Here is a 15,006-nt window from a genome sequence, read left to right as displayed (position 1 = left end):
GTAGATAGCTGATTGTTAGCGATTTAATGATTCTGGCTAAACACTTTAATCGAATCCGGTAAACGTATTAAATGAAATCGGTAAACGTGTTTACTGAAAAATTAAACACGTTAAGCCGAAAGAATATGCTTGTTTAGCATTTTGGGTGAACCTATATCAAAAATCGTGTTAATAAAATGGGGTGAATTTAACAATCCGGTCGTGCTCTGAAAACGACCCCTACGATCAAAATAGAGAGCAGAAAAAAAGTGAGCATTTTTCGGGATGGAATATATAAAAATGACGATTGGAAAGCCTCTCTGTTTTGCTCCCGAAAAAGTAGCGAAAAGGATATAAAAAAGCGGAATCCCGATATTTCGGATCGGGCTTCCGCTTTATGGATTTCAAACATCCCTTAGCTTGGGAAGCTGTATAGTTGCTTAAACGATTATAAGTTGCGTCCGTGGCATTGTTTGAACTTCTTACCGCTACCGCAAGGACAAGGATCGTTGCGACCGATACGCTCCGGTGCGACATAAGGTTGAACACGTTCACGTCCTGCCGCAGATGCTGCCATTCCGGCTTCTCTTTGGGCATCCTGCGCCTGCTGTACGTCATCTTTATGCTCGGTGTAGCGGTTGCGAGGCTTCGGCATATCTCTATCCGGAGCTTGTCTCAATGCGGCTGCACCTTCCTGCTGTCCCTCTTCCTGCGGAGGGATAGGCAGCTTACCACGCATGATGATGGCAGTGGCTTTCTTGTTCATATCCTCTACCATGGTCTTGAAAAGCTCGTATGCCTCCACTTTGAAGATGACAAGAGGATCTTTATTCTCGTACGATGCGTTTCTTACGGCACGTTGGAGCTCATCCATTTCACGCAAGTGTTCTTTCCAAGCCTCGTCTATCGTATAGAGCAGAATGGTCTTTTGGAATGCCTTAACGATAGCCTGACATTGTGTGGAATCTGCTTCCGCAAGATCGACAGGCACGTTATACACGCTCTTTCCATCCGATATAGGTACGTGAACAGTGCGTATGGCGTGTCCCTGTTCCTCGAATACACGATGAATAACAGGGTAGGTATCGGACTTTATCTTCTCCGATCTTCTCTTAAGAGCCTCCAATGCGGCATCTGTCAGATAGTCTCCGATCTCAAGCGGAGAGGCTTTCTTGAACTGCTCTTCCGTGATAGGACTTTGGATCGCAAACACTCGAAGCACCTCCACAGTGAAGTCTTCGTAACGTCCGCTACCGGCAAACTGCTCGCCAATGGCGTCGGCACACTGGTTTATGGTGTTCATCACGTCCAGAGTGATACGCTCTCCCAAAAGTGCGTGATGTCTTCGGGTGTAGATCACCTTACGTTGAGAGTTCTTCACATCATCATATTCCAAAAGGTGTTTACGGATACCGAAGTTGTTCTCTTCGACCTTCTTCTGTGCGTTTTCCACAGCTTTGGAAAGGTAACCACTCTCCAATACATCATCTTCACCGAAGCCGAGCTTGTCCATCATCGGAGCCAAACGCTCGGATGCAAACAGACGCATGAGCTTGTCTTGCAGTGAAACGAAGAAGATAGATGAGCCGGGGTCTCCCTGACGACCTGCACGTCCTCTGAGCTGACGGTCTACACGACGACTCTCATGCCTTTCCGTACCGATGATGGCCAGACCTCCGGCAGCTTTTACTTCGGGTGAGAGCTTGATGTCGGTACCACGACCCGCCATGTTGGTAGCGATGGTTACGGTACCTTTCTGCCCTGCAAGCGCAACGATTTCCGCTTCTTTCTGGTGCAGCTTGGCGTTGAGAACATTGTGCTGAATCTTACGAAGCGTGAGCATACGGCTGAGAAGCTCGGAGATTTCTACCGATGTCGTACCCACAAGTACGGGACGCCCCTTATCCACTAGCCCTACGATCTCTTCTATCACAGCGTTATACTTGGCACGATCGGTCTTGTAAACACGGTCGTTCATATCGTTTCGGAGGATGGGTCTATTGGTTGGTATCACCACCACATCCAGCTTGTAGATGTCCCAAAACTCTGCTGCTTCCGTCTCTGCCGTACCGGTCATACCCGCCAGCTTCTTATACATACGGAAGTAGTTTTGAAGAGTGATGGTCGCCATAGTCTGTGATGCAGACTCTACACGCACTCGCTCTTTTGCTTCTATCGCCTGATGAAGACCGTCCGAGTAGCGACGGCCATCCATGATACGCCCTGTCTGCTCGTCCACGATAAGTACTTTGTTCTCCATCACAACGTATTGGTCGTCTTTCTCGAACAGGGTATATGCTTTCATCAACTGGTTCAGAGTGTGTACTCTTTCACCCTGCACGGAGAAGTTGGATAGCAGTTCGTCTTTTCTCTGACTCTTTTCCTCTTCCGTCAAATCAAGGTTTTCCAGCTCCGACATCTGCGATGCAATATCCGGAAGGACGAAGAACTGAGCATCACCCGTAAGCTTTGCAAGGAAATCCAACCCCTTGTCGGTAAGGTCTATCTGGCTGTTTTTCTCATCTATAACAAAGTAAAGCGGATCAGTAACGATATACATCTGACGGTTGTTGTCCTGCATGTAAAACTCTTCGGTCTTGATCATGCCCGCCTTTATGCCCTCTTCGCTAAGGAACTTAATGAGAGGTTTGTTTCTCGGAAGTGCCTTAAAGCTGCGATAAAGCAGTAGAAAACCCTCTTCCTGTACCTTCTTGTCTTCGCTCTTGATCTTCTGTTTTGCTTCCAACAAAAGCTCTGAAGCCAACTTCTTTTGCGCTTCGACAATAGCTTCCACAAAACCTCTGTACTCTTCAAAGAGTTTATCGCCGGAAGACTCTATCGGTCCGGAGATGATGAGAGGAGTACGTGCATCGTCGATGAGAACAGAGTCCACCTCGTCGACAATGGCGTAGTTGTGCATGCGTTGCACCAAGTCGTCAGGCGAAGAAGCCATGTTATCTCTCAAATAGTCGAAACCAAACTCGTTATTGGTACCAAATGTGATGTCGCAGTTATAGGCACGCTTTCTGGCGGCAGAGTTAGGCTCATGCTTGTCGATACAGTCCACCGAAAGTCCGTGGAACATATACAGAGGGCCCATCCACTCCGAGTCACGCTTAGAGAGGTAGTCGTTCACGGTAACAACGTGCACCCCGTTGTGGGTAAGCGCATTCAAGAAGACCGGCAAGGTAGCTACAAGTGTCTTTCCTTCCCCCGTAGCCATCTCGGCAATCTTACCTTTATGAAGAACGACACCGCCAAAGAGCTGCACATCGTAGTGAATCATGTCCCAGACAATCTCGTTTCCACCGGCGATCCAGCGGTTCAGATAGATTGCTTTGTCTCCTTCTATGCGAATAAAATCGTGCGATACGGCAAGATCTCTATCAAAATCGGTTGCCGTTACAACAATCTCTTCATTGCGTGTAAAGCGAGTTGCTGTCTCTTTCATGAGGGCAAAAGCTTTGGGAAGAAGCTCATTAAGCTTATCTTCCAGCTTGGACAGGATGGTATCGTTAATCTTATCCACCTTCTCCCATGCCTCTTTCCGAGCATCTATTTCAAGCTCCTCGATCTTTGCTTTAAGAGCTTCTATCTCTGCTCTTTCTGCTGCCACATGTGCTTGCAGATCGTTCATCATCTCCTGCGAAATGGCTCGCAGCTCATCATGGGATAGCTTCTCCATCCCCTTGTGCGCTTCAAGAATCTGCTTTACATAGGGCTCTATCTCTTTTCTGTCCCGTTGTGCTTTGTTGCCGAATATCTTGGACAATATGTTTACCAGTGCCATTGAATATTATGTTTTTGTTATTTTTCTTTTTTGTTCGTGTGTAATAATAGTGGTATCTGCTTGGGAATGTCCGGTTCGGCATTCGGAGGTCTTATGCGGAGCACATAAGCCAAAACAGAAGAGACGGACAGGGTAGAAATGGCATCGCCTATAACTTCCGGTGTCTTAATATCTCTCCATACTAAAATGAGCGGAGAGGCAACGGCTGTAACCCTTTCGTGATCCGACGCATTGCGCTGTCTGCCATTTTCCGTACCGCATGCCCATCCTTGCAAAAGGGAGTATAACAGCTGCGGTCTGTTCTTTGATACGGAGTGGTGATAGAGATAAGATTGACGGGAAGAGAGCTGTCCGTTTTTTATCTGAGTGGATGTAACGACATCTTTAATGCCCGAAAACTCTCTCAAAAAGTCTGCGGCATCTTCTTCCAAATCTTTTACTGAAACATTGTACTGCTTTGCCGCTTGCAGATTAAGATAGACCTCACCCCTGTCGGATACATCCAAAACCCATTCTGCACGCCCATACTTCGGGTTGAGATAGAGGTTAAGGAGTGTCTTGCAACGGTCTGTGAAGAATGTTCCTACGGAATGTCTGAGGCTCTCTCTGTCTCTTGCCACTCCGGTACCCGAAAGCATATAAACCACCTGATCTTTATGGTAACCCAGCTTATACTCGACCGCCCTTAGGATGTCGGCAACTGCCTTATCCAAACGGAAGTATGCGTCCTGTGTGGCAAGGAGAGGATTTTCTTCGTGATCGTGTGCAACAGAGAGTTGGACATTGAGCAGATCGGGAATTTCATCTGCTCCCAATTCACTACTTCGCAGTATAACATTGGTCAGCATTGCAATCTCCTCATTGATCATGGGAGATGCTTTGAATCTCCGGACAGCATCCACATCCGATCCGAAACCGACAGAGAGCTTGATCTCTCCTCTCTTATTCTTCGCCGGAAGATGTCTGTATGTTGTGGGATAAGCGTTGTAGAGCAACTCCCATTTGAGTCCGGAAAGCCTGCTATTCAGGGATGATGTCCCGTTGTTGTACTGATCTACGGCATTCTGAACCGCATGAGAGGCCGGCTTATAGTAGGTTGTGGAAGCCCATTTTCCGGAATTGCCATCCAGCCAATAGGAAGCATCTGCTCGCCTTCCGCCCATTACAAGTGCTTCTTCCGGCTGAATGCCGACAGCATAGACAAGACTCTTTCCACTCCAATTCTCTTTCAGTTTGTCCCCAAGCGTGGAGACATTCAGAGCTAATGGCGAGAGTTTGTCATTGGTTGCATATCCGATATATTTATCATCGTAAAAGACAGATCTGCTACGCTCTCTTCCGTTGCCGACAATAGTAGTCGGATAGCGATGTGTTATGTGATGATCCGCCGGAGTATGCCCGGTCTGAAGCATAGCCATAGCACTTAAGACATTGCTTTCAGCAAGGGGAGACTTCAACTGTTGGTAATAGACCCCTCCTTTGATCAGCTTTGTCAAACCATCCTCACGCATTTCCGGTAGAAGAGTTTCCAAATAATCTGTTCGGAGATCTTCTACTGTAAGCCAGACAACTAAGCGAGGCAGCGAGACTTGTGCCTGTGCCTGACAAAGCGTCAAAAAGGCTATGAGAGGAACTATTGCTTTCTTCATTCCGGTAGTAATCTATGCTTTTGCTTTCTTGTATAGTCTCCGCATATTCTGTGCCAATTCTCTGTGAGAGTAGCACAAAAGCAACAGAAATGCCAATAAATATATGGGAACGGATAGAGATTGTACTCTAAGGAGGAGAGTGATAAGTATGCAGAGAAGGATGAGACCGGCAAGGAGAATAGTCCACCTCCGAACAAGTTGTGAGCCGTTATCCTTTTTCCAAATCATCCAAACGGTTATAAAATGGAACGGATGCAACAGAAGCATATTGTAGTTGGGAAAAGTAAACGGATGATTTGATAACAAAGAGATATACCAAATAACACAACCAGCTATACCGGCAACGATAAGCAAGAGAGTTTCTACACTTTTCACCACCGTAAAAGAGTTTTTACGATAGCTTACCACAAGAATAACAAGATGCAGAAGCAACAGCAAAGAGAAGAGAGCAGTGGGTGTAACGATATCTGTCCACGTCTTCGGGGTGGCATTTTGAAACAATGGATCGGGAGTAAAAAGGACTTCCTCCCGAACGATAAGAGGTTTCTCTCCACGATCCATCCACCTCCCGTTTCTAAGAGTTTCTTCTACCATTACCGGCAAAAAGCGATCTGCTAAAGTATCAGGGTAACTATCCGTACCTGCACCAAGTGCAAGATTGATTCCAAAAATCTGCCAAGAGTTATTTTTAGTACACTCCTCTATCCACTCTCTAAAGGTTCCATTATTTTTTAATGGAACCAGCTCTATCTTTCCCAATACTGACTCGAACAGCATCATGGGTCTATTGGCACAGTTATCAAAAATGAAGTTGTAGAGATACCGACAATTTTCAGGCAAGATATTCTCTTCCAAAGCTGCCACAATAAGCTCTGCTTCAGTGTCTGTAAGGTTCAAGATCTGCTGACTAAAACCTCTGTTGAAGTAGGTATATTCGTAGAAAAAATCGCCGTAACTCCTTTTATCCACCCAATATTCCGGCTTCCCCTGAATAAAGTTGAGCGTAAAATTGGGTTCATTGAAGTCAAAGACACCGTAGTTATACACCGCATCCGTTCCGACAATATGGTCTATCACTCTTACCGCAGTGTGTCCGTAAAGTGTATAAGGAGTTTCGGGACTTGGGGATACGGTGATCACAGAGATCTCATATCTCGGAATGGCAGAGAGCTCTCCACTCACAGACTCCTCTGTCTGTGCTTTCATCAAGGAGGGGAAAGAGAGCAAAAGCAGAAAAGATACAGCCAAGAGCCATACTCTCCACCTTGCATCAATGTCCGAGTATTGCATTATTATACTCTTCATTACAGCTTCATTAAAAAATTGCTCCACTTCCAAGAGTCCGGTTGTAGAGACTTATTAAAAATAGCCATCCCTTTTGGCAGAAGAGAGTTGGCACGGTTACCCAACTGCTTTATCCAGCCCAAAGGAAGACCTTTATAGGTAAGAAGCACTATTCCTTTAGGAGCATCTACGGAGATATTCTCTCTTTTAAGATAGTCCAATGCCTGTTCCTCTCCTATATCTACCATAGGATAAGGATGAGACAAGCGAGAAGATAGTGCCCATGAGTGCTGAGGGATAAGATCCTTACCCTTGAACTCCGCAACAGGTATTCCTGCTTGAACGATCCGACTCTTGCTTCTTGAATGAAGCTGTTGAAGGATTGGGGCGGAAGTCAAAGGCAGGGCAAAAATCTCACCTGAAGGTATTTCCCAAATCAGATCTAACGGTATGGATGTTGCTTTTTCCACTTCCACTTTCGGGTGTCGAAGAGTTACGACTCCTTTCTTAGCCTTGGAAAAAGAGTTGTTTTGTTCTGTTCCTCCACATTTTCTAACCGCAAAGATGCTGAATCCCTCAGAGTCTGTTTCAGACGGTAAAGCCCTATAAATGCCATCACCGGAAGTAAAGATTCCATTCGCCGAATGGGGTTCAAAAGGCTCTAAAACCTCGGCATCATACTCGGATAAAAGGTATGAGAGAATCTGTTCATTCTCTTCCCTGTTGTAGGTGCAAGTACTATAAATCAACACTCCACCCTCTCTGAGCATCTTCCAGGCAGCATCCAAAATCTCTCGTTGCAGTTCCGAGCAGTGAGCTATAAGTTGCAGACTCCATTGAGATACACTCTCCGGCTCTTTCCGAAACATCCCTTCTCCACTGCATGGAGCGTCTACGACAACTGCATCTGCCACTATCCCCGAATCTGCCAAAGCTGGGACACTTCCATGAGTGATGATTACATTCTCATGTCCGAGACGGGTCATGTTTTCTTTCAGAACCTGAACACGGGAAGCATCCCACTCGTTCGAGATAAGTAGCGTATCGGCAGGAAGCGCATCCCTAAGCAGAGTGCTTTTCCCACCCGGAGCGGCACAAAGATCCACCACGACACCGCTAACCGGCTCAATGTGTCCGATATACCGGCTGAGCATCATGCTTCCGGCCTCCTGAACATAGTACGCACCGGAGTGCCACCACGGGTCTGCCGTAAAGATCGGACGAGATTCAAGATAAAAAGCGTTATCGGAACACCACGGCACTCTACGTATATCCGCCGTAGGAGAGAGTGCTATGTCTTTACTCTTATGCAGTCTCACGGAAACAGGAGAGGGCTTATGAAGAATAGCCTCAATAAGAGCAAGACCTTTATCTTGCCCGAAGCCATCGGTTACAGAACAGACTCTTGAGCAAAATATCTCAGGGAGCTGCTGCTTTTGTTCCATTTCGTTCACTATGCCGTCTCTGCTTCTGTTGTTCTTTTTAGATGCCAAAGTTACACATTTTCAAGGAGAATACAGATACTTTACAATTCATCGCAGTCTCTCTTCTCCTATCCGACTTAAAGTTATGACTGCTCCTCTTTTGCTCGAGACGGATCAGATCCATCAAAACACATCGACAAAGAGAGAGGTGTACCACATTGATCAAAAAAATCAAGCGTATCGGAGTGGTATTCCAATACGCTTGAGAGATATTATAAAAGCTATAAAAGAGACTTTTAAGATTATTCCGAATAGCTCCAGTGATACTCTTTCAACGGAGTTACGATCCAAGAAGCCAAATCCATTCGGTGCTTTTGTAGAGGAACAATGCTTAGACCGGGGAACAGATGTTCTTCACAAGAGCGTTTTGCCTCGTCTATCGTACTATTCTGCATACCCTCTTCAAGATCGCCATACAGTACCCACTCTTCTGAGGAAGCGTCCCACGCCATCCCTGCAGTATCTTCATTGTAGATATAGAATGTCATTGCCGAATCTCCTTCCGGTACAGGGGCAATTCCACTAAAGAAATTTTCTATTCTTGCTTTCTCCTCTCCTGTTTGAAGATTATAGACCAAAAGAGTTCGGATATTGCCTGTTCCCTGACTTACGACAAGAGAATTTCCCATGATGGTCTCAAATATTGTACCCTCCGGAGTCTCAAAACTCTTTCCGTCCTTGTATTTGGATTGTACTACAATATAGAATGTATTATCGGTTTCATGATCCAAAAGACGCACGTCTTCGTTTTCAAGACAGATTGTCTGTCCATCTTCAAGAGGAGGTAGCTCGATCTTCTTTTTGCCTGCTCCGGAACAGCCGGTCAGCAGAACGAGCAAAAGTGATAGTGTAAAAGTCAATTTCTTCATACCATTATCGTTTCAAGATAAATTATTTAGATTATTCGCCCGACAAGCAGTGCCGTCTACTCTTCGCTGTACTGCATCATATCCGCGGTAAGAAGAGGGTAAGTCAGCTCCTGTCTTGCCTTTTTAACCTTTTCAAAAGTCTCTTCCGTGATTTTCGGTTCGGCAAGTAATATACGTACCAAACTCGCTGTCGGACTATCGGGATAGCTGCTGATGAAGCGTTCGTACTCTGTTTTCACTTCGGAGTTCAACTGTTCATTGTTTTCAAATTCTGTAATAGGGCTATTATCCAAACCATAAATATAAGCGGCCTGAACAAGAGCATAGCTTCTGCTCATGGTAACAATCACTTCAAAGAGATCTTTATTTTTGGTGGCGTAAGCCTCATACTTTGCGAGAAGTTCTCCAAGCTCTTTCCATGAGACCATGACTCCGGCATCGTTGAAAAAGGTTCTCGACTTCAACGAAAGAGACCAAATCTCCCTGTATTCGTCGGGCAGATGTTTCACAATCTCCTCATAGAACTTCTCTCCGGCAGAAATCTCATAGCTGCCTTCTCCGGTATAGACAATATCCAGCCCCATTTCTTTGTAATGCTTCTCCTTTTGCAAGATAGAGTCTTGAGGTGCTATTCCATTCTCTTTCTGATCATACATTGCACTGGAATAGGCTTCAAGAAAAGAAGCTTCACGTTCGGAAACAGAGAACAACTCTCCTTCGACACACCCTTCCAAGAAGTAAAGACAATGGATTGCATCCGTTGGTATGAGTTTATCCATATTGGAAAGGAGAGCATTTTTCATTTCCAACACTCTGTCCGCAGGAGGAGAGGGAACATCTTCAGAGTAATACAGCTCTTTCAGTACCGAAACCTTCGTATCGTGAGACACCGTTACACTGTCTGTTTCGCCCTCATTGTCGGATTTGCTTCCTGCCTTTTTGCCACAACTTGAGACCAAAAGAAGGAGCATAAGCATATAGATTATTCTACGACCCATAAAGATCTTCGGTTATTTCAGTCCGTTAAACGTTGCATCGAAAGAGATCTCACGAACACGAGAATAGAGTCCGGGCGAATTGTTTACGATGAAATACTTTCCGCGTTCGCTCGTCTCATCGGGTTTCTTGGTTTTAAGAACATAGAGGACATCCGGACTGCTCTTACCTTTTGTAAGCACATAAAGATAGAGAACAGTGGTTTGATAGTCGTTGGAATAGCCATATCTACGTCCCTTATCTACCGTTACTTCTACGGTATAAGGCTCTGTGGGATTGTACCCATTCTCGTGTGTTGCGCCCTTTAGGTAGGCTGCCATCTGATAAGGACGTGAAGAGTTGTCCTTGCTAAAGATTTGGTCCAACTGCCTTACGGCACTACTATTCTTTCCCGAATTGGTTATCGTATTGTTCAATCGTATACACTCCAATCCTGTTTCCGGGTTTCTCCGGTACATTTCGTATGCCATGATTTGGAGAGCAACGGCACCATGAGGTTCTACTGCAAGTATCTCTCTAACCTTTTGAAACTCCTCCACTGTTCGAGGAAATCTGCTGAAAGTAACAGATGCACGTTGTCCTTCCGTGTAGGTATTATGGTCTATTGTCCCCTCCATCGAGACTTTTATGTCAGATACTACTCGTTCTGTCTGCGCCTTTCGGGCATTACGTTCCGCATTGGAAGAGTTTTCCCCATTGTTGTTATCCTGAACAAAAGGATTTAGAAGCACTAAGGCTATGGATAAAAAAAGAGTTGTCATAAGCATAATATTTTTATTGTTAAAAACTTTTAGTGGTTATAATGGAGCAGTATAAAAGCTCCAAGAAGCTCTATTTTCCTGCTCCTCCTCATCCTCATTGGCTTTTGAGCGGTTCGGATCTACGGCTTTTTTATTCAAAACGTATGGGACAATTTCATCTCCTTCTATGGTCCACATATCAAAGTTTATACCCTCAGCGCCACCATCCTTCAGAAGAAAGACAAGGGTGTTATCACTTTTTTTCAAAAAACATTCTACTACATATTTAGGATAGTAGCATCCTTCATCATCCACACGCCAAGTAGAGACTTCATCGTAAGATCTGTGTTCTTCCAAGACAGCGAAGCCATCGGGGGTCTCTATTGCAATGACGCCGAGTGCTTGTCCCATTTCCACTTCAAACTGCATCGCATAAAAGTAAATTCCTTTCTCCCGAATGGATTGATAGCAGGAGATTCCTTTGATGCGGCGTTCGTACTCTTCTTCAAATACGTTCTTTACCTTTCTTTCGGCAGAAGTCAAATCTTCCCACACTTCAGCCAATGAAGAAGATCCTTCTCGCTCTTCTGTTTTCACATTAACCAGCTCAAAGTCTCTCATGAAAGCATCATTACAAAGCAGAGCATAGACCCACTCGTACTCATCTACCTTTATGAAGTTTTTTGTAGTCTCGAACAAAGCTCCACTCATATAGTAGAAGTTCTGGGTCGTTTCCCTTCCGTTATCTCCCGGATGCTGCCGTTTCATTTTGACGAAGCGTATCGGATAAGTTTTACCCTCATATATCGAGTGGGTAAAATGCTTAAAGAACGAAGAACCTTTACCGTTATTCTGTGCAATGAACTGCTTTCCGTCATCGCTCCCAACCGCCATGGTTACCATGTATTCATTGGTAGGAGTATGATCTTCCTCCGTATAGACTTGAATAGAATCCTCCTTCACGACATCCTCTTGAGTCGTTTGCTCGGATTCATGACTCTTATTGGTTTTACCGCAGGATGCTATCAATAAAAATACGATAGCCAAGCCAATGTATCTCTTTAGCATATCTGTTTCCGTTTTACTTCTGTGCTACACTAATATGGTCTCCTTAGAACGAGAAAAAGAAGAAAGCGACCGCAGCCCACTCTTTCTTCACTCCCGATGCACGACCAATGCTGGAGTTGCTACTGTTACGTACAGTACCATCCGACTCTATCTTGCCTAAATATCTGTTTCCGGAGTCTCTCACTGTTCCGTCAGAGTTGATCCTCCCTATATTGGAGCCACTGCGATCTCTCACTGTACCGTCAGACCCTATCTTGCCGATCTGCTTATTGCTACGATCATAGATATTCCCGTCGGAAGCAATCTTCCCTGCATAGGCTCCGTTTTTACTTCTTATCTCTCCGCTTGAGCTGATACTTCCGATCTGCTCATTGCTGTTTCCGCGAAGGATCTGACCATTAGCACACAGAGGCATAGCCAAACAGAGCAGTATGCCAACAATAAAGATGTAAATTGAATGTCTCATTTTTCATTATGATTTTAGAAGTTAATATTTTATGTCCCAACTTAAAATCTGCTCGAAGCACCACCTCCACCGGAGCTGCCGCCCCCCCAAGAGCCTCCACTGCTTGAGCTTCCGCCTCCGCTCCAACCATCTCTATAAGAGCTTCTAACAGCAGAAATCTGTGTGCGATAATCCACTACTCCATCCCGATAACCTCCTCCGAAGAGTTTTTTATCCGAGAGTCTGATGGAGGTTTGCTCTATATGATTGTGCCCGCAAGCGGTACATCGAAACTCGTGTATCTTTATTCCCGAAGAGGCGACAGAGGGTTCTTTCGGGACGGAATTGCCCACATACTTGGTTGTTCCTGCTTTTCCGCAAGCCTCACAGACAAAAGCTCTTCGGAAGCGGATCTTAATGACCCAAAACCATACAACCATTACAATCAGAGCCGGAATGGAACAACACAAAATGGTACTCCAAACTATGGTAGAGAAGTAAAACGGCGACTCTCTGAGCTTGACCATCGTAAGGTAGGGGTCGTGGACAGACTTCTTCATCTCTTTAAGTACCAACTCGATGCTCGTACCATAAAGAAACACTCCTCCGGCAAGCAGTAAAATGACAATAAAAGCCCACATCATAACCTCTCCGATCCAGTCATCTCCGGCAGACTCCTCGTACTCTTTTTTCAGAGACGACTCCCCGCCAAAGACCTTATCCACCTCTTCCACACCGGCAATAAGCCCTTCGGCTGTGTTACCCTCTTTCAGTAGAGGGATCATAGCCTCTTGCTGAATGAGATAACAGAGTCCGTCCGGAAGGTCGGCTTCCAATCCGTACCCCACCTCGAAGGTGATACTCCTCTGGCTTTTATCGGTGATATAAACCATCAGCAATCCTCTATCGGTCTCTTTGTTCCCAATCTTCCAGGTATTGAACAGCTTGTTTGCAAAATCTCTTTCGGACGGATACTTTGAAGTATCTATCCGCGGTATCACCACGACAGCTATCTCAACGTCTCTTTCCTTCATTACTTTTGCAATGGCAGCATTGAGGCGCTCTCTCATAGATGAGGACATCGTCTCCAACGGATCGCTGACATACTGATCTTTATCTTGAAGATGAACATTGGGGACATCTTCCACATCGTAAACTTCCTGTCCGTATAAGGAAAAAGAGAAGAGAGAAGCAGCTAAAAGTAAGGTAATTAAGATATGTTTTCTCATTATTCTGTCGATGTGATGCGCTACAGGTTCTAAGCTGTGGAAAGGTTTCACAGTGCAAACATACAAGAAATTGCATTTATCTCTGCCACATTTGCCGAAGAAATTGATTTTTTTTAAGATATGAGATACTTTTACTGCTCTTCTCTTTTACTCTTTTTATCCCCTTTTTCTCCCCATACCGCGCCTCTTTTCAAAAGAGATTTTTATACATTCCGCCCCGAAAAATGCTCCCTTTTTTCTTGCTCTCTATTTTGATCGGAGGGGTAGTTTTCAGAGCACGAGAGAATTGTTAAATTCGGGCTGTTTTATTAACACAAATTCCGATACCTGTTCATCCAAAACAGTAAACGAGCATATTGTTTCGGCTTAACGTGTTTAATTTTTCAACGAACACGTTTACCGATTTCATTTAATACGTTTACCGGATTCGATTAAAGCATTTAGCCAAAACCATTAAAACGCTAACAATCAATCACCTACGTATTTCCACCCCAAAATGCACCTAAAAAGGCAGATTTCTTTATTAAGAAACGTTTACAGGTTTAGGCGTTAAAATTCACACCAATTAACGCGAAAAAGCCCCATGAAATGGACTGAGAAAAAAATTTTTCCAAATTCGCGATTTCCCATAAGATTCTGATTACAAAAAGATTGCAAGGGTCAAGCAAAAATCCGGAGTAGAAAAAGCGATCCAAAAAGAGCTTTTTCGCCCTCCGACCGATGCTCCATTTTTATATAAAAACTCCCTTTCAAGAGCTCCAAAACAGAGGCTCTCAAAAGAGAGTTTTCTATATTTAGACAGGGAGAAAATCCGGTTTCAGGTCAGATTCAGATAGCCTCGAAAAAGCTGTGTTTCCGCTCGGTGTCCGCCAATGACCAATGCGCAATGGTAGAGATCCAGGACAATGCAGTGAGAGACCCGCTTCCTGAGACACTCTCTCCATATCCGATACTCCTCTTTGTTACGACGGATGCCGTCGATAAGGAGCATGGGACGATGAATAGACGCTTCACTTCTGTGCAGCAATCCCTCGTTGGTCTCAAGAAGATCCGCAGCAAGAGAGGGGGTGGGCGCATAAACCAGCAGCGGAGAAGCGGTCGGTGCTATCTCTTCGGGACGCTTCACTTCAGTGTGTATGCTGTCGGGGGCTGCACGCTTTCCCCATAGAGGTATTCCGGTGGAGGCGTTGTCCGTGAGGTAAAAAACCTCTCCTTTCGGAGCATGAGCCAGAAGACGAAACAGAAACTGCCCTACTCGCACCTCTCTCTCAGGCGTATCTTCCGGCAGACTCTCCGCTATCTCATCAAAAGCATAAAAGGGTATGGAGCAGGACGAGACACTGCCGACAAGAGTAAATGCCAAGGGAGAGTGTACGCCATGCCCGGCTCTGTATCTGAATCGACGCAGAGCATCTATGGCATAAATCGTATGGTATCCGAACGGTTTCATGCTCCGGCAAAAGTAGTAAAAAT

General features: G+C 45.1%; 11 protein-coding genes. All 11 read right to left on the bottom strand.

What is annotated here, in order from left to right:
* Positions 1-427: 427 nt before the first annotated feature.
* Positions 428-3,769 (bottom strand): preprotein translocase subunit SecA, encoded by a 3,342-nt coding sequence (gene secA, locus HQ43_RS03470; RefSeq protein WP_036789695.1) that lies wholly within the window; start codon positions 3,767-3,769, stop codon positions 428-430.
* A gap of 17 nt (positions 3,770-3,786) precedes the next feature.
* Entirely contained in the window at positions 3,787-5,418 is a 1,632-nt protein-coding gene (locus HQ43_RS03465) for an alkaline phosphatase family protein (RefSeq protein WP_036789693.1), read from the bottom strand.
* Positions 5,419-5,430: 12 nt separating this feature from the next.
* Entirely contained in the window at positions 5,431-6,723 is a 1,293-nt protein-coding gene (locus HQ43_RS03460) for a lipoprotein N-acyltransferase Lnb domain-containing protein (RefSeq protein ID WP_036789691.1), read from the bottom strand.
* Positions 6,723-8,195, bottom strand: a complete 1,473-nt coding sequence (locus HQ43_RS03455; RefSeq protein WP_052103050.1) for a methyltransferase RsmF C-terminal domain-like protein — start codon at positions 8,193-8,195, stop codon at positions 6,723-6,725. The genes HQ43_RS03460 and HQ43_RS03455 overlap by 1 nt, the downstream gene beginning before the upstream one ends.
* Positions 8,196-8,428: 233 nt before the next feature.
* Positions 8,429-9,055: a hypothetical protein gene (locus tag HQ43_RS03450; RefSeq protein ID WP_036789689.1), complete on the bottom strand. Its 627-nt coding sequence runs from the start codon at positions 9,053-9,055 to the stop codon at positions 8,429-8,431.
* Positions 9,056-9,111: 56 nt separating this feature from the next.
* Positions 9,112-10,053, bottom strand: coding sequence for a hypothetical protein (locus HQ43_RS03445; RefSeq protein ID WP_152567476.1), 942 nt, complete (start codon positions 10,051-10,053; stop codon positions 9,112-9,114).
* A gap of 12 nt (positions 10,054-10,065) precedes the next feature.
* Positions 10,066-10,812 carry a DUF6935 domain-containing protein gene (locus HQ43_RS09435; protein WP_152567475.1) on the bottom strand — a complete coding sequence of 249 codons (747 nt, stop codon included), beginning with the start codon at positions 10,810-10,812 and terminating at the stop codon, positions 10,066-10,068.
* Positions 10,813-10,848: 36 nt separating this feature from the next.
* Complete coding sequence (locus HQ43_RS03435; RefSeq protein WP_036789683.1) at positions 10,849-11,859, bottom strand: hypothetical protein; 1,011 nt, start codon at positions 11,857-11,859, stop codon at positions 10,849-10,851.
* A gap of 43 nt (positions 11,860-11,902) precedes the next feature.
* Complete coding sequence (locus HQ43_RS03430; protein ID WP_036789679.1) at positions 11,903-12,325, bottom strand: 5-fold beta-flower protein; 423 nt, start codon at positions 12,323-12,325, stop codon at positions 11,903-11,905.
* Between the two features lie 41 nt (positions 12,326-12,366).
* Entirely contained in the window at positions 12,367-13,533 is a 1,167-nt protein-coding gene (locus HQ43_RS03425) for a TPM domain-containing protein (RefSeq protein ID WP_036789677.1), read from the bottom strand.
* Between the two features lie 817 nt (positions 13,534-14,350).
* Complete coding sequence (locus HQ43_RS03420; RefSeq protein WP_036789676.1) at positions 14,351-14,983, bottom strand: hypothetical protein; 633 nt, start codon at positions 14,981-14,983, stop codon at positions 14,351-14,353.
* Positions 14,984-15,006: the final 23 nt, after the last annotated feature.

Origin of the sequence: Porphyromonas canoris (assembly GCF_000769115.1) — a bacterium.
In the GTDB taxonomy this organism is placed as follows: Bacteria; Bacteroidota; Bacteroidia; order Bacteroidales; family Porphyromonadaceae; genus Porphyromonas_A; species Porphyromonas_A canoris.
This window is presented reverse-complemented; position numbering and strand designations above follow the sequence as displayed.

What these genes read in the sequence shown, in the direction of transcription:
- secA (WP_036789695.1), bottom strand. Translation starts at nt 3,769, where the DNA reads ATGGCACTGGTAAACATATTGTCCAAGATATTCGGCAACAAAGCACAA.
- HQ43_RS03465 (WP_036789693.1), bottom strand. Translation starts at nt 5,418, where the DNA reads ATGAAGAAAGCAATAGTTCCTCTCATAGCCTTTTTGACGCTTTGTCAG.
- HQ43_RS03460 (WP_036789691.1), bottom strand. Translation starts at nt 6,723, where the DNA reads ATGAAGAGTATAATAATGCAATACTCGGACATTGATGCAAGGTGGAGA.
- HQ43_RS03450 (WP_036789689.1), bottom strand. Translation starts at nt 9,055, where the DNA reads ATGAAGAAATTGACTTTTACACTATCACTTTTGCTCGTTCTGCTGACC.
- HQ43_RS03445 (WP_152567476.1), bottom strand. Translation starts at nt 10,053, where the DNA reads ATGGGTCGTAGAATAATCTATATGCTTATGCTCCTTCTTTTGGTCTCA.
- HQ43_RS09435 (WP_152567475.1), bottom strand. Translation starts at nt 10,812, where the DNA reads ATGACAACTCTTTTTTTATCCATAGCCTTAGTGCTTCTAAATCCTTTT.
- HQ43_RS03435 (WP_036789683.1), bottom strand. Translation starts at nt 11,859, where the DNA reads ATGCTAAAGAGATACATTGGCTTGGCTATCGTATTTTTATTGATAGCA.
- HQ43_RS03430 (WP_036789679.1), bottom strand. Translation starts at nt 12,325, where the DNA reads ATGAGACATTCAATTTACATCTTTATTGTTGGCATACTGCTCTGTTTG.
- HQ43_RS03425 (WP_036789677.1), bottom strand. Translation starts at nt 13,533, where the DNA reads ATGAGAAAACATATCTTAATTACCTTACTTTTAGCTGCTTCTCTCTTC.
- HQ43_RS03420 (WP_036789676.1), bottom strand. Translation starts at nt 14,983, where the DNA reads ATGAAACCGTTCGGATACCATACGATTTATGCCATAGATGCTCTGCGT.